Annotated in this window: 16 protein-coding genes; 8 read left to right on the forward strand and 8 right to left on the reverse strand. The window is 41.2% G+C overall.

Annotated elements, in window-relative coordinates:
* Window positions 1–6 precede the first annotated feature (6 nt).
* The 3 genes from yjjG to ACRWP9_RS00645 are packed head-to-tail and all read right to left on the reverse strand — an operon-like array spanning window position 7 to window position 3,165.
* Window positions 7–690 carry a pyrimidine 5'-nucleotidase gene (yjjG, locus tag ACRWP9_RS00635; RefSeq protein ID WP_434927416.1) on the reverse strand — a complete coding sequence of 228 codons (684 nt, stop codon included), beginning with the start codon at window positions 688–690 and terminating at the stop codon, window positions 7–9.
* A gap of 44 nt (window positions 691–734) precedes the next feature.
* Window positions 735–1,802, reverse strand: coding sequence for an aminoglycoside phosphotransferase family protein (locus ACRWP9_RS00640; RefSeq protein ID WP_434927417.1), 1,068 nt, complete (start codon window positions 1,800–1,802; stop codon window positions 735–737).
* 49 nt (window positions 1,803–1,851) lie between these two features.
* The gene (locus ACRWP9_RS00645) at window positions 1,852–3,165 is read right to left on the reverse strand and encodes a DUF805 domain-containing protein (protein WP_434927418.1); all 1,314 of its coding nucleotides are present in this window, start codon (window positions 3,163–3,165) and stop codon (window positions 1,852–1,854) included.
* A 185-nt stretch (window positions 3,166–3,350) separates the two neighbouring features.
* Between ACRWP9_RS00645 and gmk the strand changes: the two genes are divergently transcribed.
* From gmk to ACRWP9_RS00680, 7 genes are all read left to right on the forward strand, one after another.
* Window positions 3,351–3,974 carry a guanylate kinase gene (gene gmk / locus ACRWP9_RS00650; protein WP_434927419.1) on the forward strand — a complete coding sequence of 208 codons (624 nt, stop codon included), beginning with the start codon at window positions 3,351–3,353 and terminating at the stop codon, window positions 3,972–3,974.
* A gap of 61 nt (window positions 3,975–4,035) precedes the next feature.
* Complete coding sequence (rpoZ, locus tag ACRWP9_RS00655) at window positions 4,036–4,314, forward strand: DNA-directed RNA polymerase subunit omega (RefSeq protein WP_188735731.1); 279 nt, start codon at window positions 4,036–4,038, stop codon at window positions 4,312–4,314.
* A 13-nt stretch (window positions 4,315–4,327) separates the two neighbouring features.
* Entirely contained in the window at window positions 4,328–6,433 is a 2,106-nt protein-coding gene (gene spoT, locus ACRWP9_RS00660) for a bifunctional GTP diphosphokinase/guanosine-3',5'-bis pyrophosphate 3'-pyrophosphohydrolase (RefSeq protein ID WP_434927420.1), read from the forward strand.
* Window positions 6,434–6,475: 42 nt separating this feature from the next.
* Complete coding sequence (locus tag ACRWP9_RS00665; RefSeq protein ID WP_226412795.1) at window positions 6,476–6,859, forward strand: RidA family protein; 384 nt, start codon at window positions 6,476–6,478, stop codon at window positions 6,857–6,859.
* Between the two features lie 96 nt (window positions 6,860–6,955).
* Complete coding sequence (trmH, locus tag ACRWP9_RS00670; protein ID WP_434927421.1) at window positions 6,956–7,660, forward strand: tRNA (guanosine(18)-2'-O)-methyltransferase TrmH; 705 nt, start codon at window positions 6,956–6,958, stop codon at window positions 7,658–7,660.
* Window positions 7,661–7,956: 296 nt separating this feature from the next.
* Window positions 7,957–8,229 carry a hypothetical protein gene (locus ACRWP9_RS00675; RefSeq protein ID WP_434927422.1) on the forward strand — a complete coding sequence of 91 codons (273 nt, stop codon included), beginning with the start codon at window positions 7,957–7,959 and terminating at the stop codon, window positions 8,227–8,229.
* 864 nt (window positions 8,230–9,093) lie between these two features.
* Entirely contained in the window at window positions 9,094–9,579 is a 486-nt protein-coding gene (locus ACRWP9_RS00680; RefSeq protein WP_434927423.1) for a hypothetical protein, read from the forward strand.
* Window positions 9,580–9,642: 63 nt separating this feature from the next.
* Here ACRWP9_RS00680 and acnB read toward each other — a convergent pair whose 3' ends face one another.
* Window positions 9,643–12,240: a bifunctional aconitate hydratase 2/2-methylisocitrate dehydratase gene (acnB, locus tag ACRWP9_RS00685; protein ID WP_434927424.1), complete on the reverse strand. Its 2,598-nt coding sequence runs from the start codon at window positions 12,238–12,240 to the stop codon at window positions 9,643–9,645.
* Between the two features lie 399 nt (window positions 12,241–12,639).
* On the opposite strand from acnB, the gene hxpB reads away from it, so the two are divergent.
* On the forward strand, window positions 12,640–13,308 hold the full coding sequence (gene hxpB, locus ACRWP9_RS00690; RefSeq protein ID WP_434927425.1) for a hexitol phosphatase HxpB: 669 nt from the start codon (window positions 12,640–12,642) through the stop codon (window positions 13,306–13,308).
* Window positions 13,309–13,364: 56 nt separating this feature from the next.
* Here hxpB and ACRWP9_RS00695 read toward each other — a convergent pair whose 3' ends face one another.
* From ACRWP9_RS00695 to aceF, 4 genes are all read right to left on the reverse strand, one after another.
* Complete coding sequence (locus tag ACRWP9_RS00695; RefSeq protein WP_434928880.1) at window positions 13,365–15,569, reverse strand: patatin-like phospholipase family protein; 2,205 nt, start codon at window positions 15,567–15,569, stop codon at window positions 13,365–13,367.
* 123 nt (window positions 15,570–15,692) lie between these two features.
* A complete protein-coding gene (locus ACRWP9_RS00700; protein WP_434927426.1) occupies window positions 15,693–20,126 on the reverse strand; it encodes an EAL domain-containing protein in 4,434 nt (1,477 codons plus the stop codon).
* Window positions 20,127–20,602: 476 nt separating this feature from the next.
* The gene (gene lpdA, locus ACRWP9_RS00705; protein WP_434927427.1) at window positions 20,603–22,033 is read right to left on the reverse strand and encodes a dihydrolipoyl dehydrogenase; all 1,431 of its coding nucleotides are present in this window, start codon (window positions 22,031–22,033) and stop codon (window positions 20,603–20,605) included.
* Between the two features lie 292 nt (window positions 22,034–22,325).
* Window positions 22,326–24,215, reverse strand: coding sequence for a pyruvate dehydrogenase complex dihydrolipoyllysine-residue acetyltransferase (gene aceF / locus ACRWP9_RS00710; protein WP_434927428.1), 1,890 nt, complete (start codon window positions 24,213–24,215; stop codon window positions 22,326–22,328).
* Window positions 24,216–24,221 lie beyond the last annotated feature (6 nt).

Here is a 24,221-nt window from a genome sequence, read left to right on the forward strand (position 1 = left end):
GATTAATTATGGCAATAGTCGTTGATGTAATTCGGTTAATGAGCCAACTTGGTAGTGAGGTGTAATATTACTATCAGCCATTACACCCGCAGAGTTTAACCAGCAAGTGTCAATTCCGGCATTAATACCGCCCAAAATATCTGACTGTAATGTGTCCCCAACCATTAACACTTGATGCTTTTCAGGATGGCCCATTCGTTCAAAAGCATGATCAAATATCGCTTTATCGGGTTTCGCTTTTCCCACTTGCTCAGAAATAATCACTTGAGAAAATGCCGTCTCCATACCGGTTTTTTGCAGGCGTATTTGTTGAAGCTGAGTAAAGCCATTGGTAATAATACCTAAATTAACTTTACCCACTAAAGCATCAATAAGCGTCCTAGCACCAGGTAAAGGTTCGCAAATGTCGGCCATTGCCGCCAAAAAACCATGATTTAACTGCTCAGGCTGAACGGTTAGCTTTATTCCCCACTCAACAAATCGCTGCGTCTGTAACGTTTTGGCGTCAATAACGCCATTTTGGTATTCAACCCAAAGAGGTTTATTTACCTTTTGATAATGGTCAAAATCTGCATGACTAAATTCAACATCATATTTTGAAAATAATAACTTCAGTCCAGCAAAAGCATCAAAATGAAACAAGGTTTCATCGGCATCAAATAAAATCCACTGATATTTTGAAATATGCATTAATTACATTCACCCATTAATTGATATGTTGAGTTAACTGATAATTACTCGAAAAGTGGTTTTAATTTGGCTTCTTGCCCCAGCAAACTTTTAAAAATCGTTAACTGGTTAGCTGCACGATCTAAATTATGATTAGGTCTGTGAATACTAAAATAAGCATCGCCATTGATATGATCGGCTAAAAAACGACTGCCCAACATCAATGCCATAACTTTTATACCTAGCCATAAACTCCGTTTTTCTATTGGAGTAATGATCCCTTCTAATGCTTTGATGTAGCTTTCACTGGCCGCAGCAATAATCTCTGGTCGTGCAATTACCTTATCTAATGCAGTGGAATCTTCTTCCTCTGGCGAACAAAAAGCACGCACCATGTCACCAAAGTCATACATCAAATACCCTTTCATGCAGGTATCCAAATCAATAATGGCCATACTTGACATATCACGCTCATCAAACAACATGTTGTTGATTTTGGTATCATTATGACAAACACGCAAAGGTAATAGCGATTCAACCTGCTCAAGCTCATCAAATAACGCATGTTGACTAAAAACCAAATCAACCCAATATTGGCATTCTGACAAACGTTGGCATTTATCATCACCTACCGCTTGCTGTAGCTGTTGTAGTCTAAAAGGAAAATTCAAAAAATCTTTAATAACATCATTAATGCAATCTGGGTTGAGTGAACTCAATGCCGCGACAAAATGACCAAAGGCTCCGGCAGCCATTTTTGCTTGTTCGGTGTTAGTAACCACTTCAATAGTATGACTATTTGGCAAGTAAGTTATCGCCCGCCAATAGCCGTCATCGCCAAGATTAATAGCATATTGTTTATCTTGCGCGCTAACAGGCTTAACAACTTGTAATTGATAATGGCCTTGTTCAACTTGCTGTTGAAGATGTTCACTGACATGTAATGCATTTTCAATCAGTAAATTTGGCTGAGTAAATACATCAGTATTTATTCTTTGTAAAACAAATTCGCCCTTGGGCCAACGTACTAAATATGTCTGATTAATGTGTCCATTTCCAAGCGTTGAGATGGTGACTTTATCTAAACCAATACCAAAATGAGGCAGCACTTGCTGCCTAATAAAATCACTCACTCATACGCTCCATATTCTTTTTAAGTTATATCGTATTAATTATATTCAGTTAATCTGTCGGTAGATAATCAGCAAACTCTTGATGCTGCATTAACGTAGCTTGACTGCCCTTTAAGCTAAAGTCATAGCCACAAAGCTTAAAACTACCACGCATTGCAATATGATTAATAATAGATTTGTTATCTAAAGGTGAAAAACGCGCTTCAGTGGCCTCATCGCTCATTAAATCAACACTAATAGGCCTATATTCACTGCCATCGTTAAAAACGAGCTCACTACAGGTTTTATCGCCTTGGGCGGTATCGAGTCGCCAGAGGTTTTTTGCCGTATCTGTATCACCGAGCCAGCGCACAATAAATATGCTGTCTTGCATGACTATCCAGAAACCATCAGGCAACTTAGCGCTGACTCTGTCGATTTTTTCTGATTGGGTAACGTTAACCTTGGCAATATCTTTTTCATCACTGTCACCGCTATTAGTAAGACTGACTAGCAACCATACGATTAAGCCCGATACCAGTAATACACCTAACACCTTAGCGCCCAGAATCACTGGAATATGATGCTCCTTTAAGCGATTTAACCAAGATTTGATTAACTCAGTCACCGAGCCGGTATCAAGCGCATCACGATCAACATCAAAACGATGAGATGCCTGCCAAGATTGCTTAAAAGCTGACATTGACTCGGGTGCTTGATCAATTGCAGAAAAACGCATTGATGCAACTAAAGGTTCGTCGGTAGTATCAATGTCGATATGTTTGCTGTTTGTATGTTCGGTTTCATTAACCTCAACTTCTGCATGATCAAATGAGGCATGATGCGCACCTATATATGAGACTTCATTTTGCCCCCGCTCATCATCAGCAACATGATGCACTTCAGCAGCCATCGGTTTAACATCCGCACGAGCAGCCTGGCCAAAAACCTGTGGTTCACGGCGTTTTCTCACGCCACCTAATTCCGACTTAACCTGTGCTTTAGGGCCATAATAACCTTCAACATAAGGCACTTTTTGACTAATGGCGGGAAAGAAGCTAATAAAAACACTACAAGCAATACCTAATAAACCTACTCCTGCAATAGCAGCAAAAGGCCAAAACAAATAACAACTCAATACAAATAATAAGTGTGGCAAGACAGCAAGTAACACCCAAAAAATGGGTCTACCTGCATCATGTAAACGTCTGAGCGCAGACAAGCTAATCACTGTCGTTGTTAGCAGTGCTGCAAATAAAATAATCATGCTTTGCGGGAAAACTATCCCGACTAAAAACAAAAAACTAAAACTGGCTAAAATGATGGCCAAAAAGCGGAAGGCATTGTCGCGGCCTTGATAACACCAAAGCGTGTTTAACTGCATGAAAAATCCTTGAATCGTAAGCAAGGCAACCCGTTTGGGTCGCGGGGGTATTTTAGTATGAATCTGTGTAAAAAGAGAGTACTGAATTTCAATCTCAATCGGCAGAGATTTTATGGCTATGTAGGCAGTTTTTGTTGAGTTATAATATTAAACTTTCTTAACCGTATTGTGAGAACAGCAAAACTATGAGTACTCTTGGAAATCTTTTTATTGTGTCAGCCCCTAGCGGTGCAGGAAAATCGTCTCTTATCTCCGCACTTTTAAAAGATAATCCCAGTGATATGCAAGTATCTGTATCTCATACCACTCGCCAACCACGACCAGGTGAAGTTAACGGTCAACACTATCATTTTGTTACAGTTGAACAATTTAAAGCGTTAATCGCTGAAAATGCCTTTTTTGAATGGGCTGAAGTATTTGGTAATTACTACGGCACGTCACGCACTGTTATCGGACAAACCTTAGCCAAAGGTGTAGATGTTTTTTTAGATATAGACTGGCAAGGTGGCGAGCAAGTTAAAAAGCTCATGCCTGAAGCCGTTGGGGTATTTATTTTACCGCCATCAAAAACCGAGCTTGCACGCCGTTTAACTGGTCGAGGCCAGGATAGTCAAGAGGTTATTGATAGCCGTATGGCTCAAGCTGTCTCAGAAATGTCACACTATACTCAATATGATTTTGTGATCATTAATGATAATTTCGACACTGCATTGGACAATTTAAAAGCCATCATTAGTAGTCAAAGATTAACCTGTGCTAGTCAGAGACACACTCACAATGATATGCTTGTCGATCTATTGGCAAACTAATTGTCTTAGTGTACAATTTTGCGTCATTTTTTCCCCATAGATAACACTGGAGTTTCCACACATGGCTCGCGTAACTGTAGAAGACGCTGTAAATAAAATCGGCAACCGTTTTGATATGATCCTGGTTGCAGCGCGTCGTGCACGCCAAATCGCTGTGCAAGGTAAAGATCCAATGGTTGAAGAGATGAATGATAAGCCAACGGTTATCGCTTTACGCGAAATCGAATTAGGTTTAGTCACCTCTAATACTTTAGATGCTGATGAGCGTCAAACTGTCCGTGAACGCGAAGCTGCTGAAATAGCTGCTGTTGCCGCCATTGCGGAAGGTCGTGTAATTTAAGGAGTAGCGCCACTTGTATCTGTTTGAAGGTCTCAAAGAATCAGCTTCCGCTTATTTAGAGCCGGAGCAAGTAGAATTACTCAAGCAGGCCTATTTGGTCGCGCGCGATGCCCATGAAGGGCAAATGCGCACAAGTGGCGAACCTTACATTACCCATCCGGTTGCGGTTGCTCGCATCCTGGCAGACATGCGTCTTGATTATGAGACGTTAATGGCTGCCCTGCTTCATGACACCATCGAAGACACCCCTGTCACCAAAGAAGAACTTGCTGAGTTATTTGGTGTTGATGTGGCGGAATTAGTCGAAGGTGTATCAAAGCTAGATAAGATCAAATTTCGCGATAAGAAAGAAGCGCAGGCGGAAAACTTTCGTAAAATGATGATGGCCATGACCCAAGATATTCGGGTTATTCTTATCAAACTGGCTGACCGAACCCATAACATGCGCACATTAGGCGCGCTTCGTCCTGATAAACGTCGTCGCATTGCCCGCGAAACCCTTGAAATATACGCACCTATCGCCAACCGTCTTGGTATTCATAATATCAAAATAGAGTTAGAGGATTTAGGCTTTCAAGCCTATTACCCAATGCGATATCGAGTGATCAAAGAAGTGGTTAAATCTGCACGAGGAAATCGTAAGGAATTAATCATTGGTATCGAAGGTGCCATTGAAACGCGATTAGAAGATGCTGGTATAGCAGGCAAGGTCAAAGGCCGAGAAAAAAATCTTTACTCCATTTACCGTAAAATGTGCAACAAAGAGCTGCAATTTGAAGAAGTAATGGACATTTACGCCTTCAGAGTCATCGTTGACAGCATTGACACCTGTTATAGAGTTCTCGGCGCCATGCATGGATTATACAAACCCCATCCAGGCCGCTTTAAAGATTATATCGCCATACCTAAAGCCAATGGTTATCAATCATTACACACCTCGTTATTTGGACCCCATGCTGTGCCAGTTGAAGTGCAAATACGCACCGAAGAAATGGACCAAATGGCTGATAAAGGGGTTGCTGCTCATTGGATGTATAAAAACAAAACCGATGCTAGCCAGCAAAATACCACCCAGGTAAGAGCCCGAAAATGGATGCAAAGCTTGCTTGAATTACAGCAAAGTGCGTCTAGCTCATTCGAATTTGTTGAAAACGTTAAAACTGAACTCTTCCCTGACGAAATTTATGTATTCACTCCTGAAGGCCGTATTTTAGAGTTGCCGGTTAATTCCACCGCTGTCGACTTCGCCTATGAAGTGCATACCGATGTGGGTAATACTTGCGTGGGCGCAAAAGTGAATCGCCAAGCTTACCCACTAAGCCAACCACTAATTTCAGGCCAAACGGTTGAAATTATTACTGCAAAAGGTGCACGCCCTAATGCTGCATGGCTTAACTTTGTGGTAACCGGAAAAGCTCGCGGTAAAATTCGTCAAGTATTGAAAAGTTTAAAGGGTGACAATGCCATCACACTTGGACGCCGCTTATTGAATCATGCATTGGGCGAAACTAAGTTTGACAGTATTCCTGCAGATTTGATCGAAAAAGTTATCAAAGAAACCAAACATACTAACTTAGATTCATTGCTAGCCGATATTGGTTTGGGCAATGCGATGAGCATAGTGATAGCACAGCGCTTACTCGGCCAAAAGCTAGAATCACACAACAATAAAGATGGTCATGCCATGCCAATACGTGGTGCTGAGGGCATGTTAGTTACCTATGCAAATTGTTGTCGTCCAATACCTGGTGATGCGGTTATTGCCCATGTTAGTCCTGGTAAAGGGTTGGTTGTGCACATGGAAAGCTGCGCTAACATCCGTGGTTATCAAGGCGAACCAGACAAGTATATCTCTGTCCATTGGGATAATACTGAAGGGGTTGAATATCATGCTAACTTGCGCGTTGAAATTGTCAATCATCAAGGTGCATTGGCAAAAATCACCTCGATTATTGCTTCAGCAGGGTCAAATATTCATAACTTGAGTACCGAAGAGCGCGATGGCCGAGTGTACTTAATTAATTTGCGTATTTCGGTCAATGATCGGGTACATTTAGCCAATGTGATGCGCCGTATCAGAGTACTTCCAGAAGTACTGCGTACCTCACGCAACAGATAACCCTTATATAAATTATTATAATAAACAACAAGAGAGCACAAGATGGCTGAAAAAATTATCATTGCTACTGACAAAGCACCGCAGGCGATTGGCACTTATTCTCAGGCTGTAAAGGTCGGCACTACTGTTTATCTATCTGGTCAAATTCCGTTAGACCCTAAAACCATGACCATGGTAAGCGATGAGTTTTCTGCACAGGTTGTGCAAGTATTTGAAAACTTAACCGCGGTGTGTGACGCTGCTGGCGGAAAAATGTCAGACATAGTGAAGTTAAATATCTTCTTAACCGACTTGTCACACTTTGCCACAGTGAATGACATTATGAGTCGCTACTTCCAACAGCCTTACCCAGCGCGTGCTGCTATTGGGGTAAAAGAGCTACCAAAAGGCTCATTGGTTGAAATGGACGGGATTATGGAGCTATAAGCTCCGTCATTAACGTCCAATATTACTCAGTATAAAGGGCGCTTATGCGCCCTTTTGTTTACTTGTTGTTAGCTAAAATTTTACCGAATATTTATTATGAGCCCTGAACGTTTCGCCCGTATTAATCAAATGCTAGACAACCGCCAGGTTGATCTCACTTTATGTTTAGATACCGTCCATAAAACCCAAAACATTGCTGCGGTTATTCGCACCGCAGATGCCGTGGGTATACATCAAGTTCATGCGGTATGGCCTGACGTTCAAATGCGAGTATCAGGCAATACAGCCTCTGGGAGTCAGCAATGGGTAAAAACCATAGTGCATGACAACATGAGCCAAGCGGCTTCTCAGTTTACTGCTCAGGGCATGCAAGTGCTGGCAACCAACTTCTCTGACACTGCCGTCGACTTTCGCGACATAGACTACACCAAACCAACGGTGATCATCATGGGCAACGAGCGTGACGGTGTCAGTGATGAAGGGCTAGCGATTGCTGACCAACATATTATTATTCCTATGCTTGGTATGGTGCAATCGCTGAATGTATCGGTCGCTTCTGCATTGATCATGTATGAAGCACAACGCCAGCGTGAACAGGCAGGCATGTATGGCACTCGTCATTTAGATGAAGCTTATTGCCAGAAAATGTTGTTCGAGCAAGGCCATCCAGTTTATGCAAAAGCCTGTCGACGTAAAAATATCCCTTATCCGAAAATTGATCAGCAAGGACAAATAGAAGCTAATGCTACCTGGTGGCAAAGAATGCGAGAACCTGATCCGAATGCTGATTTAGTTATTTGATCGTTAAATTTATAAAGTACCATTGCTGCTATCAATTGCCTACCACAGGCTTTGGCGCAAGCACTTCTGTGTCACGCTGCACTCTTTATATAGAATAAGTCCCTGTAAGCTCAACGATTTTAAACAACATCCTTGTGTAACTGCCAGTTCGGCATCCATGCCTCTCGCCCATAGCGTTTCCTATCATGAAAATTCGCCCTGCCATCGACGGTCACAGCCGCGCTTGCGCCTGATATTCTATCTCTTCGATTTAGCCTCATTTGTGATAAAGCGCTAAGTGTTTGATGAATGCCTAGATGATTATAATCACTCCGTCATCCCCGAGATCTTTTGTCGGGGATCTAGCTTTTGCTTTTGCTTTTGCTTTTGCTTTTGCTTTTGCTTTTGCTTTTGCTTTTGCTTTTAAGTGTAGCCACCAACAATGCCAAATCGAAGAAACAAAAATTTCAGGTGAAGATGAGCCAGCGAGTATCCAAAACAAGGCGAAGTTTCACTGCGTGAAACGTTTTGAGCGAGAGGCATGGATGCCGAACTGGCAGTTTAACAAGGATGTTATTGGTTTTGGTTAAGCCCACATGGAAGTGCTTGCGGCGTCTCGCTGGATTATCTGCACATAAGCCTGCGGCAGGCAATTGATTAAATTTAAGTATTGGAATTAGATAACCAAATAAATATCACTGATGTTTAGCTGGTGATATTTGATGTATAACAAAGTCCCTCGCAAAACGTCCTCCTAACCTACTGATTTTTTAGACCGTGGCCGTTTGATTATTTGATCGTTAAATTTATATAGTACCATTACTGTAATCAATTGCCTGCCGCAGGCTTTAGCGCAAGCACTTCTGTGACACGCTGCAAGTACGTCCCTGTAAGCTCAACGATGGCATCCCTGCCATCGACGGTCACAGCCGCGTTTGCACCCGGTATTCTATCTCTTCGATTTAACCTCACTTGAAGTAATGTTCAAACCGTCATTCCCGAGATCTTTTATCGGGGATCCAGCCTTTTGCTTTTAAATGTAGCAACCAACAAAGCTAAATCGAAGAAACAAAGCTAAATCGAAGAAACAAAAATTTCAGGTGTTGATGAGCCAGCGAGTATCCAAAACAAGGCGAAGTTTCACTGCGTGAAACGTTTTGAGCGAGAGGCATGGATGCCGAACTGGCAGTTTAACAAGGATGTTATTGGTTTTGGTTAAGCCCACATGGAAGCTGATTTATAAATCAAGAGCCGGCGTCTCGCTGGATAATCTGCACTTAAGGTCACTCTTTCACATCAATATGATCGTGGCATTCAGTTCATCCTGAACATCCCTGCGGCAGGCAATTGGTTAATTTTAAAACTCATAATATAAAGAGCTACCACTTCTAAAACTGGTATTAATTAACAATGAATGGCAAAGTAATTAATAATAATGACCTCAGGAAACACTCATGAAATACTTAGCTTTTTTAACCATTTTCATTTCTATTTCCATCCAGGCAAATGTAGATCGATGTCCGATTGCAACGGCTTCTAATATAACTGGTTTATGGCAAGCTTTTGATATGGATAAAAATGCCCTTTATATTCTCAAGTTTAACAAAGATGGGACTTCCAGCTTATCTGCGTCGACATTATATGGAAAAGTATGGTTCGGTGAGTCAACAAAATTATCCACGAATAACTCAGGGATCAGTTTGAGCTTTTATAATAGAACTAATATAAAGGAAAGTGTGGTCGTTAATGGTTTCGGGGTCAGTTGTGAAGAAAGTGGCATACTTAGTTTAGTGCTTGATGGACAACAAACTGGGCATATTTTTAGGTATCAAAATCTTAACTTCCACAAAGGAAGCCTAATCGAGAATATCACTAAAATTCAAAATAAAATTGATGCTGTTGATATTTATACTTTTCCGAATCTCAACTATGAAAAATAGAACCAAACAAAAATGCCAGCATTTCTGCTGGCATTTTTAGTTCAACGATTAACTAGTTCAAGCTTAAACCGCTGATTGGATAATCACGCTGCCGGCTTTCTTAGTATAAGAGTCGATTTGATCGAAGTTCAAATAACGGTAAGTATCAGCTGCTGTTGCATCTAATTCTTTAGCGTAAGTTTGATACTCTTCAACTGAAGGTAGGCGACCCAATAACGCGGCTACTGCTGCTAACTCAGCTGATGCTAAGTATACGTTTGCGCCAGTACCTAAACGGTTAGGGAAATTACGCGTAGAAGTTGATACTACTGTAGCACCTTCAGCAACACGTGCTTGGTTACCCATACATAGAGAACAACCAGGGATCTCGATACGAGCACCAACACGACCGAAGATTGAGTAATAACCTTCTTCGGTTAATTGATCGCGGTCCATCTTAGTTGGTGGTGCAATCCATAAACGTGTTGGCAGTGTTTTAGCAAACTTGTCTAACATCTTACCGGTAGCACGGAAGTGACCGATGTTAGTCATACAAGAACCCACAAACACTTCGTCAATCTTAGTTTGTGCCACGCTTGATAATAATACTGCATCATCAGGATCGTTTGGTGCACAAAGGATTGGCTCTTTGATGTCGTTTAAGTCAATTTCGATAATTTCAGCATATTCTGCGTCTTTATCAGCTTCCATTAACTCTGGGTTAGCAACCCACTCTTGCATAGCAGTAATACGGCGTTCAATAGTACGACGATCGCCATAACCTTCGCTGATCATCCACTTTAACATGATGATGTTAGAGTTAAGATACTCAATGATTGGCTCTTTACCTAGCTTGATAGTACAACCAGCAGCACTTCGCTCAGCTGATGCATCAGATAGTTCAAATGCTTGCTCAACTTTTAAGTGCTCAAGACCTTCGATTTCTAATACACGACCAGAGAAAGCATTAATTTTGCCTTTTTTCTCTACGGTCAATAAGCCAAGATCAATCGCTTTAAGCGGAATGGCATGTACAAGATCACGTAATGTGATGCCTGGTTGCATTTCACCTTTAAAGCGGACCAAAATTGACTCTGGCATATCAAGAGGCATAACACCCGTTGCTGCAGCAAATGCTACTAGACCAGAACCTGCTGGGAATGAAATACCAATTGGGAAACGTGTATGTGAATCACCACCAGTACCTACGGTATCTGGAAGTAACATACGGTTTAACCACGAGTGAATAACCCCGTCACCTGGACGTAAAGCTACGCCGCCACGGTTCATGATGAAATCAGGTAACGTGTGGTGAGTATCAACGTCAACAGGCTTTGGATAAGCCGCTGTATGACAGAATGACTGCATGGTTAAATCAGCACTGAAACCTAAACAAGCTAAATCTTTTAGTTCATCACGGGTCATTGGGCCTGTAGTGTCTTGCGACCCTACTGAAGTCATTTTAGGTTCACAGTATTGGCCTGGGCGAATACCTTTAACACCACATGCTTTACCGACCATTTTTTGTGCAAGGGTAAAGCCCTTGTTAGTCACAACAACATCTTGCGGACGCACGAATACGTCTGACGCTGGTAACCCTAAGGTTTCACGAGCACGGTCTGTTAAGCCACGACCAATAATTAATGGAATACGGCCACCAGCACGAACTTCGTCTAACAATACGTCTGTTTTTAGTTCGAACGTAGAGATAACTTCGTCAGTACCACCACGCTTAACTTCGCCAGTGTATGGATAAATGTCGATAACATCGCCCATTTCCATTTTATCAACGTTTAGTTCAATCGGTAACGCGCCTGCATCTTCCATAGTGTTGAAGAAAATTGGTGCGATTTTGTTACCTAAACAGAAACCACCAGCACGCTTGTTTGGTACATAAGGGATATCATCGCCCATGAACCATAACACTGAGTTAGTTGCTGATTTACGCGAAGAGCCGGTACCAACAACGTCGCCCACATAAACAAGTGGATGACCTTTGGTTTTAAGCGCTTCGATTTCTTTAATTGGACCCACTTCGCCAGACACATCAGGTACGATACCGTCACGGGCGTTTTTCAACATGGCTAATGCATGTAATGGGATGTCAGGACGTGACCATGCATCGGGTGCTGGTGACAAGTCATCAGTGTTGGTTTCACCCGCCACTTTAAATACCGTCAAGGTCACTTTGTCAGCAAGTTTAGGACGGTTCAAGAACCAATCGGCATTTGCCCAAGCTTCTACAACTTGTTTAGCTGATGCATTACCTGCTTGCATTTTTTCTACCACGTCGTGGTAAGAATCAAACATCAATAAGGTGTTTGATAATGCTTTAACTGATAATGGCGCTAATGCTGGGTTATCTAATTGAGCGATTAACGGCTCAATGTTGTAACCACCTTGCATAGTACCAAGTAACTCTACGGCACGTTCAGCAGATAATATAGGTGATTTTACAGTGCCTTTTGCCACAGCATCTAAGAATGCCGCTTTCACATAGGCAGCTTCATCAACACCTGGTGGAATACGGTTTTCTAATAAATCGAGAATGACAGCCTCTTCACCAGCTGGCGGGGTCTCAACTAATTTTACTAATTCAGCCACTTGTTGTGCATCTAATGGCTTAGGGACAATACCCTCTGCGGCACGCTCTGCGACGTGTTTACGATATGCTTCTAGCACGGCAACATTCCTCTTTGTTTGACGCCTTACGGCGAAACTCAACGTCAGTTTTAGTCACGCTGAAATTCCACAGGTTCGGGCTTGAAATCCGACCCCCAGTATACTACAGCTTTAAAAAAGTATGAATCTGCTCACACTGTTACTAAGATGAAATCTACGGGATTTTTTGGTACTACAGATAATGTAAAGCCTGATTTAAACAAATAAAATTAGACAATAGTTTGAAATAACAATAAAAATAATAAAATTCAATACGTTAAAATATATCTGTTGATTAAAATCATCTGTAAACAATCTCACACTTTAAAAATAAATATTTTTAATAATTTGTATTTTTAATGAACTCATTTAGGGAAAACGTTACGCTAATGGTTCTTTCTGACCAATATTGAGTTTTTTATGGCAAATGTGGATATCAAAGCGATCATTTTTGACATGGATGGTGTGCTTATCGATTCCGAACCCGCATGGCAACAAGCTGAAATGGCTATTTTGAACGCGCTCGGATTATCGTTAACCTTAGAAGATGTCGAAAGTACCACCGGGTTCCGCATCGATCAAGTGGTGCGTTATTGGTACCAACGCTACCCTTGGGACAACTATGATAATGCCAAAACGGCTAATGCTATCGTTGAAGAAGTGGTCAATATTATCCGCCAACAGGGTCAAGTTATGGACGGCATTATTGACACTCTTAGCTTTTGTCAGCAGCAAGGGCTAAAAATAGGCCTAGCAACCTCTTCCCCAAGCCTTATCATTGATGCTGTGCTTGATAAACTTGGTATTCGGCATTATTTTGAAGCCATCACCTCAGCGGAGTTTTTAGCCAGAGGAAAACCCCATCCTGAAGTATATTTGAATTGTGCTACAGCGCTGAACATTGATGCAGAAAACTGCCTAGCAATAGAGGATTCATTTAATGGCTTAGTTGCTGCAAGAGCCGCGTCGATGCAAACGATTGCTATTCCTGCGCCACAGTTGGCAACACAAGCTAAATGGATTGTTGGTCATCATCAAGTGGCTGATGCTCACGCTATCATCGACATACTTAAACAACACTATCGATAGGTGTATCTCACCAAAACAATCAAGGCAGCTGATGCTGCCTTGATTGAATAATGAGTTTAGAAGTTCTTACCAATGAATAAGTAAAACGCTCTGTCGCCTGTATCACTGTAACCAAAACCTAATGCAGCAGGTCCCCAGGAAGTATCTGTCCCTAAGTACAGACTGCCTGAAAAAATAAGGTCTTTAATATCAACATCCTCACGTAAATACCAGACGTTACCTGCCTCAAAACTAGTGCCTAAATATAAGGGGATATCGGTAATTAATACATCTCGGCCTAAATCATACTGGTAAATGACGGCACCAAAAACTTTATGCGCACCGGCAAGCGCACTTTTATGAAAGCCTGATAAATTTAAAAAACCGCCTAAGTTACTTAAGTGAATAGAAAAGTCGCCGTCACTTTCAACCGTAGATAAAGCCATCTTGCCCACTACCGCATGGTGACCTAAATTAAGTGCGCCTTTCCAATCAGCTTCAACTTGCCAAGTTCTATCACTGGCATCAGCAAAACTTCGCGACGAATAGCTTTCATTGCGATAGTAGCTCGCTAACGTAAAACGATTACCCTCTGTAGGGAAGCTAATACTGTTTAACGTGTCATAGGCTATTTTCAGATAAGCACCATAGGTGTCATAATCAAATTTCCCCGAGAGCACAGCGTTATTAGTAATATTGCCTAATTCACCAATTAAACCTAACTCGATAATACCCGAGGAAGAATAGTTATAGCCAATGCCCGTTGTCAGGGTCGACAAGTTGTTGTCTAATTTATAAATTAGCTGATTTTCATCATAAAGATCCCAGCTTTTCATCTCATATTGGTATCGAGCGATAGCATAGGTATCTTGATCTCTATCAAGTGGCTGATAAAACTCAGTCGCTACACGCTTTTGAAAACCAAGTTCTAATTCATTGCGCCACTCACCACCATTGTCAGTTAAATCAGTCATCGCAAAAGCTAAGTTTAATGTCACTGCCGAATCTAAGGTGAAATCATCTTCCCAATTAAAACCAGCATCAAAATAATTAGGTCCCCAAGATTTCGCTTTAGATTTCACCGTCAGAATACGTCCTAGCTCAGTATCATTAAATTCGATATCTACACTTTCAAATCGGTTTAATGAGTAAACACGTTTAACCGCTGCTTCTAACTCTTCTTTGGTAATAACCTGCCCCGGCTTTATCTGCAGACTATCGTGGATTAATTTATCATTCACTTTAGATTCATTATTTAACACAATTTGATAAATCGGTTGTTTAATTGGGTTATTCCAGCGTAACCGCTTTTGTTGTTTCGCATCAGCATAGGCTTGGTACTCTTCGTCAGAAATAGACAGCTTAATCAGTTGGTCATATTTCAGCTGTGCAGCCTGCTCACCTATCACTAATGCTTGGGGCATAATCGAAAAGTCTGTGGTGCTGAGATTATCAATCCAAGGTCTGATTAGAATATCGTTTTCTTTAAGCAGTTGCTTTTGACGCGCGGTGCTAGCTTGGGTCAAGATGGTTGATAATTGCTCAAGCACTGCAATAGTACTGTTTAGCTGACTTTGTTGAGTTAAAGGTGAGCCTATATCAACCGCAATAATGATGTCAGCCCCCATGCCTTGAACTACATCAATAGGCATATTATTCGCAATACCACCGTCGACTAATAGCATGCCGTCAATATTGGCCGGCTGCAGTGCACCTGGCACAGTCGCAGATGCTTGCATAGCTTTAGAAATACTGCCGCGATCTATCACAACAGCTTCACTGGTGGCTAAATTGGTCGCTACCGCACGAAAAGGAATAGCCAGGTCATCAAAGTCACCAAATTGCTCAACTAAATCAGTTGAGTGTCGTAACAACTGCGACATAGTTTGGCCTTGCAATAGTCCTGAAGGTGAGGTGATCTCGCCGTTGTTAAATCCTACACTGAGTGGGATATTATATTTATCTCGTAATTGTTTATTGCGATAAGATAAGTTTTCTCTAGGAATAGTGTCTGAATAGCCCGTATCCCAGGCACCTTCCAACATAATAGATTCAATTTCATTAGCACTAAAACCTAACGCGTACATGCCCGCAATATACGCACCAATACTGGTACCAGCGATATAATCAACAGGAATATTGTTCGCTTCCAGCACTTGCAGTACGCCAATGTGAGCTGCGCCTTTGGCGCCGCCACCACTGAGCACTAGGCCAATGGTTGGTCGTTCTTTAAATGTTGGCAGTTTATCTGCTGCAGCATGCGCATAGCCGGAAAAAAACAGCGTTATAATGACAGCGCTAAACAATCTAACATGTAGTATTGACCTAAAAATGACCAACTTAGTTATCCCAAATACAATTAAAATCGATCATATTCTAGCAAAGAATGGTCAACTCCCCCTAACTCAATTATGAAAAGTGATGGGTTTTTCTTTAGTGTCAATACCAAGAAAAGTATCCAAATCAGATCTTGGCATCGGCTTAGCAAAATAATAACCCTGGATAATGTAGCATCCACGACTAAATACTTGCTCTAATTGCTCCTTAGTTTCAATTCCTTCGGCAACAACTTGTAATTTAAGATTACGTGCTAACTCAATAATACTCGATACAATCGCTTGATCTGCTTGATTTTCAGCAATTTGAATTAAGAAAGAACGGTCAATTTTGAGTGTATTAACCTCAAATGATCTTAAATAAGCCAGTGATGAGTATCCGGTCCCAAAGTCATCAATCGCCACTTGTATGCCCAAAGCTTTTAATTGAGATAAATGCTCAGTCGCAACATGTATCTCTTTCATTAACACCCCTTCGGTAATCTCAAGGCATAAGTTTTTTGCTGGAAACCCTGTTTCAGTTAACGCACTTTTAACAGACTCAATAAAACCAATTTGTCTAAACTGCACCGCTGAAACATTGACTGATAGTTTAAATTCTTGACCATAATGTTGATACCAACGGGCTCCATCAAGGCAGGCTTGTTTGAGCACCCATGTATCAATATCAATAATTAATCCACACGATTCAGCCACTTGAATAAAAATATCAGGACGAACATAACCATCAATTGGATGTTTCCAACGAATTAATGCTTCCATGCCGATAAAGCGATCGTTATGCAGAATGTCAATCTGTGGCTGATAATGCAGTTCAAACTCATCTCGCTCAATCGCTTTACGCAAGTCAGATTCTAAGCGTAGGCGATATAATGCTTCTGCATTACGCTCAGCTGAATAATATTGAAAATTACCACGCCCCTCTTCTTTAGCGTGATACATGGCTAAGTCAGCATTTTTTATCAAGACTTCTGAATCTTGACAATCTTCAGGCCAACAACTAATTCCTATACTGGTTGAAATAAAAAATTCACGTCCATAAAGTTTAAATGGCTTTTCAATCTGCTCTAATAATAGACTTGCAAGGTGGTTAATATGATCAATGTCATCAGCATTGCGCAGTAAAATAACAAACTCATCACCGCCAAAACGGCATAACAGATGCTCCGAATTCAAACAGGATTGCAAACGGTTTGCTGCCTCAATTAATAATGCATCCCCCATGCTATGACCAAAAGAATCATTAACCGATTTAAAGCGATCTAAATCTAAAAACATAAGCGCTAACTTTTCATCACTTCGCACCGCATCTTCAATGACTTGATTAAGTAATACGACAAACTGAGTTCGGTTAGCTAAACCTGTAAGTAGATCGTTATTGGCTAATCGCTGTAATTTAAGTTCACTCTGTTTTCGCTCGGTCATGTCAGAAAACACCACCACATAATGTTGGGTAGTGCCGACAGAATTGAGCATTTTGGAGATATTTAACCACACAGGACAAGGCTTATTATCTGCACGCAATAAATCACGCTCGCCACTCCAAAATGTGTCTCGGCTAAACAGCTTATCGATATTTAAAGGGACTTGACTGGATAGCACTAAGTTGGAAAATTGGTTACCCAATAACTCTTCACCCCGCATAGCAAGAATTCGGTTAGCGGCAAGATTACTAATTTTGATACGCTTATCAGCATCAAGAATTAACATCCCTTCTGAGGTATTCTCAAATGCCTCAGCCAATAGGTTCACTTCACTTTCTAATTCGCGCTGTGAGGTAATATCGGAGTAAATGCCAGCAGCACGCTTTAGTCGACCGCTTTTAGCTTGCCACGATATAGCCCGTCCTTTTATTCTCAGCCATCGCCAGTCCTGTGACTCATGACGATAGCGAAAGTCCACATCTATCATATCCGCTGTCGACTTAAGCAACTCAAGCCATGCTTGGGTCACGCGGTCAACATCCTCTGGATGAATAGGAAGATCGACTAGTTTTGTCAAAATATTTAACTTATCGCCTAACATGCCACCACGATTATCTAAGGTTAGTATTTGGTTATCATCGCGCCATTCCCATAGATCAGAATCACTGCCACGAAGGGCTTGAGACAACCTGTCATCGCTTTCAACTAAAGCTTGATTGACCTTTTTAAAACGCATGACTTGGCGCTGACGATATATGGATAAAACAAAAGCAAAAAAGAGCACGCTGAAAATTAGTACACCTTTAAAGTATTGAGATTGCCACCAATACTCATCTACTAAAAAGCTAAACTGAAATGGATGAGCCGACCATACACTGTGTTTTTTATAGTTCAGTTCTAGGGTATATTTGCCAGCGTTTAAGCCTGAAATGTTAATTTGAGATTGGCCTTCCAATAACACAAAGCTAGACAAAGCTTTGCCATTTTTCAGTAAGCGATATTGTAAACTTATTGGGCTGTCATCAAGATAATCTAAATTTGAAATTTGAAAGCTAATTAAGCTTGCGCCTGGCTCTACCGTTTTTAATTGCTCAGGTAGCAAAAACAAATCGGTTTTTTTATCATAAAAAACCGAGACTGACTCAAGAAAAATATTATTATTAATAATTCGATTAGCTAATTTGTTGGGGTCAATTAACATGGCGCCGTCAGGCGTGCCGACATATAACCCCATTTGAGGCTGATATAACACCGCTGATTCATTAAGCTCATCAGAGATAAAGCCATCATGGTGAGTAAATGAAGAGTGAGTTTGTGTCCGTTTATTAATTTTTATAATAGAGCGAGAACATCCAATTAAGAAGTCCTCTGGGGTTTCTTCTAAAAAAAGCACCACATTACAGTCAATATTTAACTTATCATCGAAGTCAGTAATTTCCCCAGTGTTAATATGATATTCAAACACACCATTTTGCGATGTCCCCAGCCATAGCGTATCCGAACTAACCTGAAGAAGGTGGGTAATCTGCGGTTGCTTATCTAAATGAGAAAAAGCATTTTTTATTGGCGTAAATATTAAGTCGTCATCAAGGTAACCAAAACTTTTCTCTCCCCCTAACCATAAGCGATTATGGTTATCTCTGATAATTGCACTAAACCAGAATCTTCCTTGCTGTGACTCACGATCATCAAGCATCACTTGCTGCAGCTCAATGCCTCCATACTGCCAATAGTAGAGGCCTTGAGTCGTCGAAAACCAAATTCTATCTAATATAGGATCACGATAACTAGTAATCACCACATTTTTTCTTAGGGATAATTGCCCACCACTCCATTGACTAAAATCAGAGGAGGCATTGGTATATTTGTTAATAACAAATAAACCGTTAGTGGTAGATAACACAATATGATCATCATCAAGATCAGTAATGTTATAAATGCTGTCATTTGGTTCAAAACCATCGGGCACAACTAATGTCGAAGCTTTAGAAAGCGTATCAATCACCTCTAAACCACCATCAGTACCTAACCAAACTTTATTATTTTGTTGAAAAATAGACCATATCATTTCGTTATCGAGTTGATATTCTGAAGACTGAGAAAAATAATCAACAATATAATCAGGGGCGGTTGCCACTAAAGCCAAACCATCACCTGAGCCACCCACCCAGATCAAACCGTTTTCATCAATTGCAAGGGCATGAATATAATCAATATCTGCAAATGTTTTTAATGGCTGATGATAATTCTTCGAGTCATTAGTATTTACATCCCATGAAATCAATCCACTGCGACTGCCAAGCCAAAGTGTGCCTTTGCTGTCTTCAACCACTTTTTCAATATAAAAGGGCTTATCCATAATAGGAGTTATGGTGCGCTGGCTTAAGATTATTTTAAACAAACCTTTAGATGAAAATAGCCATATCTGTTGATGTGAGTCTTGCATTAACCCCTTAATTGACCCACGCTTTTTGTTCCATCCTAAATCGATTACTTTACCATCTAAAAGGTGCAGTTCAGCTTTATGGGGGGAAGTATAAATACGCTCTTGGTTGCTTAAGACTAATTGATGCCCCCAAGGGATAGTAGAAGATAGCGATCCTTTGGGGTCAGGGATCAAACTCATACTGGCAATGTCAAATAGGTAACGTTGGCCGTCATGTGACAGTAATTCAAATTGATTCGCGTGATTATCAACTATCGAGACTATGCCAAGGCTAGTATTGTCTTCATCCCCTCCCATCGCAGTAGGTTGAAATAGCTGGGTGAATTTGTGTTCCCGTATACTGTATAGGTACAGGGTGCTAATAGAGGTAATTAATAAATGCTCATCAGCAACTGGAACCACTCGGTAAAGCATCTCGTCGTCTAAAACAGACTCAGTGCCGACTTTATCAATGCGCCTAATTGAGTTATTACTAACTCGATAAAGCCCTTGTTCAGTTGCAAGCCAAGCATAACCATAACGGTCAAAACTGATATCGTTAATAGTGCTATTAGCTAAACCATCTTTAGCATTAAATACACGCTGAATGAAGTCGGCCCCTTTAGCAGGTGCAACGGATCCCAGCATAACCATAACGACTATTATAAAGGCGCAGAAGCGATACATTTAAGGTGAGATACTCCAATACCTAATGTTGTTTTATCTCAAATAAAACAACTAATGAACTGACTTTTATCCTATTTGATTTAGAAGTCCATTCTGGTATCAAAAACCGTCTATTTTCAATATACAGTAACAATCACAATCACAATCACAATCACAATCACAACTAAAAATAATAAAAAACATTTAAAACAGGCAAACTAATAGCGCAACTTTTCAAGGGACTTTAAGCAAAAAAACTTGAATTACTGACCACAATATTGCGCAATTAAGCCCGAATATGCGGCTCAATAGTGTACAAATGGAGGGTCAATTCAAAGCCAATAATAACCATATATGATAAATCACATAAAATTTAATAACAATAATATAACACTACCAACTAAGTGTAGACTAAAAAAAAGCACCCATTAAGGGTGCTTTAAATTATTTATTGATGCTGTTAATTACTTCTTTTTAACCGCTTTTGGGTTAGGTAAGTCAGTAATTGAACCTTCATAGATTTCAGCAGCAAGACCCACTGATTCATGTAAGGTTGGGTGAGCATGAATCGTTAATGCTAAATCTTCAGCATCACAACCCATTTCAATTGCTAGGCCAATTTCACCTAATAACTCACCGCCGTTAACACCCACAATAGCACCACCGATAACACGATGAGTCTCTTTGTCGAAAATTAACTTAGTCATACCTTCACTGCAATCTGAAGCGATTGCACGGCCACTTGCAGCCCAAGGGAAAGTCGCAGTTTCATAAGCAATACCTTGCTCTTTTGCTTCTTTCTCAGTTAAACCAACCCAAGCGACTTCCGGATTGGTATACGCTATTGAAGGAATAACTTTCGGGTCGAAGAAGTGCTTAAGACCAGAAATAACTTCAGCAGCAACATGACCTTCATGCACACCTTTATGCGCTAACATTGGTTGACCAACAATATCACCAATAGCAAAGATGTGTGGCACGTTGGTGCGCAGTTGTTTATCAACATTGATAAAGCCACGCTCATCAACATTAACACCGGCTTTTTCTGCAGCCAGTGATTTACCATTTGGTGCACGGCCAATAGCCACTAACACAGCATCATAACGCACTGGTTCTGTAGGGGCTTTTTTGCCTTCCATTGTCACATAGATACCATCATCTTTTGCTTCAACAGCAGTCACTTTGGTTTCAAGAATTAGATTAACCTTCTTCTTAATTTGCTTAGTGAACACGCGAATAATGTCTTTATCAGCAGCAGGAATGACTTGGTCGAACATTTCAACCACGTCAATTTCACTGCCTAGTGCCTCGTAAACCGTACCCATTTCTAGGCCAATAATACCGCCGCCCATAACAAGCAGTTTACCTGGTACTTCTTTCAATTCTAATGCATCAGTCGAATCCCAAATACGTGGGTCGTCATGAGGAATGAAAGGCAATTTAATTGGGCGCGAACCCGCAGCAATAATGGCGTGTTCAAACTGAACCACTTTAACGCTACCATCTTCAGCTTTAACTTCTAAAGTGTTTGGGCCGGTAAACGTACCAAAGCCATTAACCACATCAACTTTACGCATCTTAGACATTCCGCCTAAACCGCCTGTTAATTGGCCAATCACTTTCTCTTTAAAGCTACGTAATTTGTCTAAGTCGATTTTTGGCTCACCAAAAACAACACCGTGATCAGCAACCATTTTGGCTTCTTCAATCACTTTTGCTACGTGTAATAATGCTTTAGATGGAATACAGCCCACGTTTAAACACACACCACCTAAGGTGTTGAAGCGTTCAACGATAATAGTATCTAAACCTAAATCTGCTGCGCGAAAAGCCGCAGAATAACCTGCAGGACCAGCACCTAATACAACTACCTGAGTTTTAATTTCGTTACTCATGTTTTCCTCTATTCTTTTGCTTGAGTTGGCGGCAACACCGTCTTTACAATCATTGTGATCACATCATGTTAACTGGCCGCAGTTTACACTTTCTTGGATGACAATCACAATCCTAGGTTTTAGTAATTCTGTGTTCTATGACAGAGTATCGTTTAATCCGATCTTGACTTCAATTTAGTGGCTTAGGCTAAGTGCCCATCGTTGTGTAATCATGTCTTTACTGATTCAACCATTAAAGACAACACATTTCACTAACAAAATAGGCTGCTTGATGATTCAAGCAGCCTATTAATTACAACACTAAAGTACGAATATCTGATAAACAGCTATTCAGATAAGTAATAAATCGCGCACCATCTGCACCATCGATAACTCGATGATCATACGACAATGACAACGGCAACATTAACCGTGGCACGAACTCTTTGCCATTCCAAACAGGCTTAAAGTCTGACTTAGACACACCCAGAATGGCAACCTCTGGCGCATTAACAATAGGCGTAAACGCCGTACCACCAATACCACCTAAACTTGAGATAGTAAAACAACCACCTTGCATATCTGCAGCCGTTAGCTTACCGCCACGGGCTTTTTTAGACACTTCTTTAAGCTCGTCAGATAATTCATGGATACCTTTTTTGTTCACATCTTTGAACACAGGCACCACAAGCCCATTAGGCGTATCAACCGCAATACCAATATTGACAAACTTCTTCAAAATTAAGCTTTCGCCATCTTCTGATAATGAAGAGTTAAAGGTCGGGAATGCCTCAAGTGCTTTAGCAACCGCTTTCATGATAAACACTAATGGCGTGATCTTCATGCCTGAGTCTTTTTTAGCTTCTAGGGCATTTTGTGCCTTACGGAAATCTTCAAGTTCAGTAATATCGGCATCATCCCACTGAGTAACATGTGGAATTTTGACCCAGTTACGATGTAAGTTTGCACCAGAGATTTTTTGAATCCGCGATAATGGCTTAACTTCTGTTTCGCCAAACTTACTAAAATCAACTTTTGGCCATGCAAGTAAGTTTAACTCACCTCCTGCGCCACCAGCAGCAGATTTCACACTGCCTGACTCAACTTGCTTAACCGCCGCTTTCACGTAATTTTGAACATCGTCCTTCATTACGCGATTTTTACGGCCAGTGCCTTTAACATTTGCTAGGTTAACACCCAGTTCACGAGCCATACGGCGTATCACAGGTGATGCATGTGCATAAGCATTGTTTTCAACAAAGTCTTCTTTCGCCGCTGCAGCTGGGGTCGCTTGAGTAACTGCAGGTGCTGCAGGTGCTGCAGTTGAGACCGGAGCCGCCACAGGTGCTGATGTAGCAGGTGCACTGCCAGCAACTTCAAAGGTCATAATCAACGAACCCGTTGATACCTTATCGCCTTGCTTAATCGTAATAGCGGTCACTTTACCGGCAAAGGGTGCAGGAACTTCCATTGCTGCTTTATCACCCTCAACACTAATAAGTGCTTGCTCTTCAGTAACAGTGTCACCCACTTTTACCATGATTTCTGTGACTTCAACTTCGTCACCGCCAATATCAGGTACGTGGATATCTTGTACCGATGGCGCAGAAGAAACCGCTGGAGCGGCAACTTGGGCTGGAGCGGCTGTAGTGGTAGATGGTGCAGCAGAGCCTGCAACCTCAAATACCATTACAAACGATCCGGTAGAAACCTTGTCACCCACAGCCACTTTAATTTCTTTAAGCACACCCGCAAAAGGTGCAGGCACTTCCATCGCCGCTTTATCGCCTTCTACACTCAGCAGAGATTGATCTTCAGCAACATTGTCGCCAAGCTTAACCAAAATAGCGGTCACTTCGACTTCATCGTCACCAATATCAGGCACGTGCACTTCTTTCAATGCTGCGGCTGAAGGAGCTTCCGCAGCAGGAGCAGGCGCAGCAGCTGGAGCAGATTTTACTTCAGCAACTGAGTCCGACTCGAATATCATAATGGCTGAGCCTGTCGCGACTTTATCACCGACTTTGACTTTAATTTCTTTTACCACACCCGCAGCAGATGCCGGTACTTCCATTGCAGCTTTATCGCCTTCAACAGAGATCAGTGACTGTTCTAACTCAACCTTGTCGCCAACGCTAACAAGAATCTCAGTTACTTCAACCTCATCTGCACCTATGTCAGGTACACTAATTTCGATTGTCATGTTATT

Source organism: Shewanella sp. HL-SH2 (genome assembly GCF_051164935.1).
Taxonomy (GTDB): domain Bacteria; phylum Pseudomonadota; class Gammaproteobacteria; order Enterobacterales; family Shewanellaceae; genus Shewanella; species Shewanella glacialimarina.

Excerpts from the sequence above, each read along its gene's own strand:
- yjjG (WP_434927416.1), bottom strand. The coding sequence starts at position 690 with ATGCATATTTCAAAATATCAGTGGATTTTATTTGATGCCGATGAAACC.
- ACRWP9_RS00645 (WP_434927418.1), bottom strand. The coding sequence starts at position 3,165 with ATGCAGTTAAACACGCTTTGGTGTTATCAAGGCCGCGACAATGCCTTC.
- gmk (WP_434927419.1), top strand. The coding sequence starts at position 3,351 with ATGAGTACTCTTGGAAATCTTTTTATTGTGTCAGCCCCTAGCGGTGCA.
- rpoZ (WP_188735731.1), top strand. The coding sequence starts at position 4,036 with ATGGCTCGCGTAACTGTAGAAGACGCTGTAAATAAAATCGGCAACCGT.
- ACRWP9_RS00665 (WP_226412795.1), top strand. The coding sequence starts at position 6,476 with ATGGCTGAAAAAATTATCATTGCTACTGACAAAGCACCGCAGGCGATT.
- trmH (WP_434927421.1), top strand. The coding sequence starts at position 6,956 with ATGAGCCCTGAACGTTTCGCCCGTATTAATCAAATGCTAGACAACCGC.
- ACRWP9_RS00675 (WP_434927422.1), top strand. The coding sequence starts at position 7,957 with ATGATTATAATCACTCCGTCATCCCCGAGATCTTTTGTCGGGGATCTA.
- ACRWP9_RS00680 (WP_434927423.1), top strand. The coding sequence starts at position 9,094 with ATGAAATACTTAGCTTTTTTAACCATTTTCATTTCTATTTCCATCCAG.
- hxpB (WP_434927425.1), top strand. The coding sequence starts at position 12,640 with ATGGCAAATGTGGATATCAAAGCGATCATTTTTGACATGGATGGTGTG.
- ACRWP9_RS00700 (WP_434927426.1), bottom strand. The coding sequence starts at position 20,126 with ATGGTTATGCTGGGATCCGTTGCACCTGCTAAAGGGGCCGACTTCATT.
- lpdA (WP_434927427.1), bottom strand. The coding sequence starts at position 22,033 with ATGAGTAACGAAATTAAAACTCAGGTAGTTGTATTAGGTGCTGGTCCT.
- aceF (WP_434927428.1), bottom strand. The coding sequence starts at position 24,215 with ATGACAATCGAAATTAGTGTACCTGACATAGGTGCAGATGAGGTTGAA.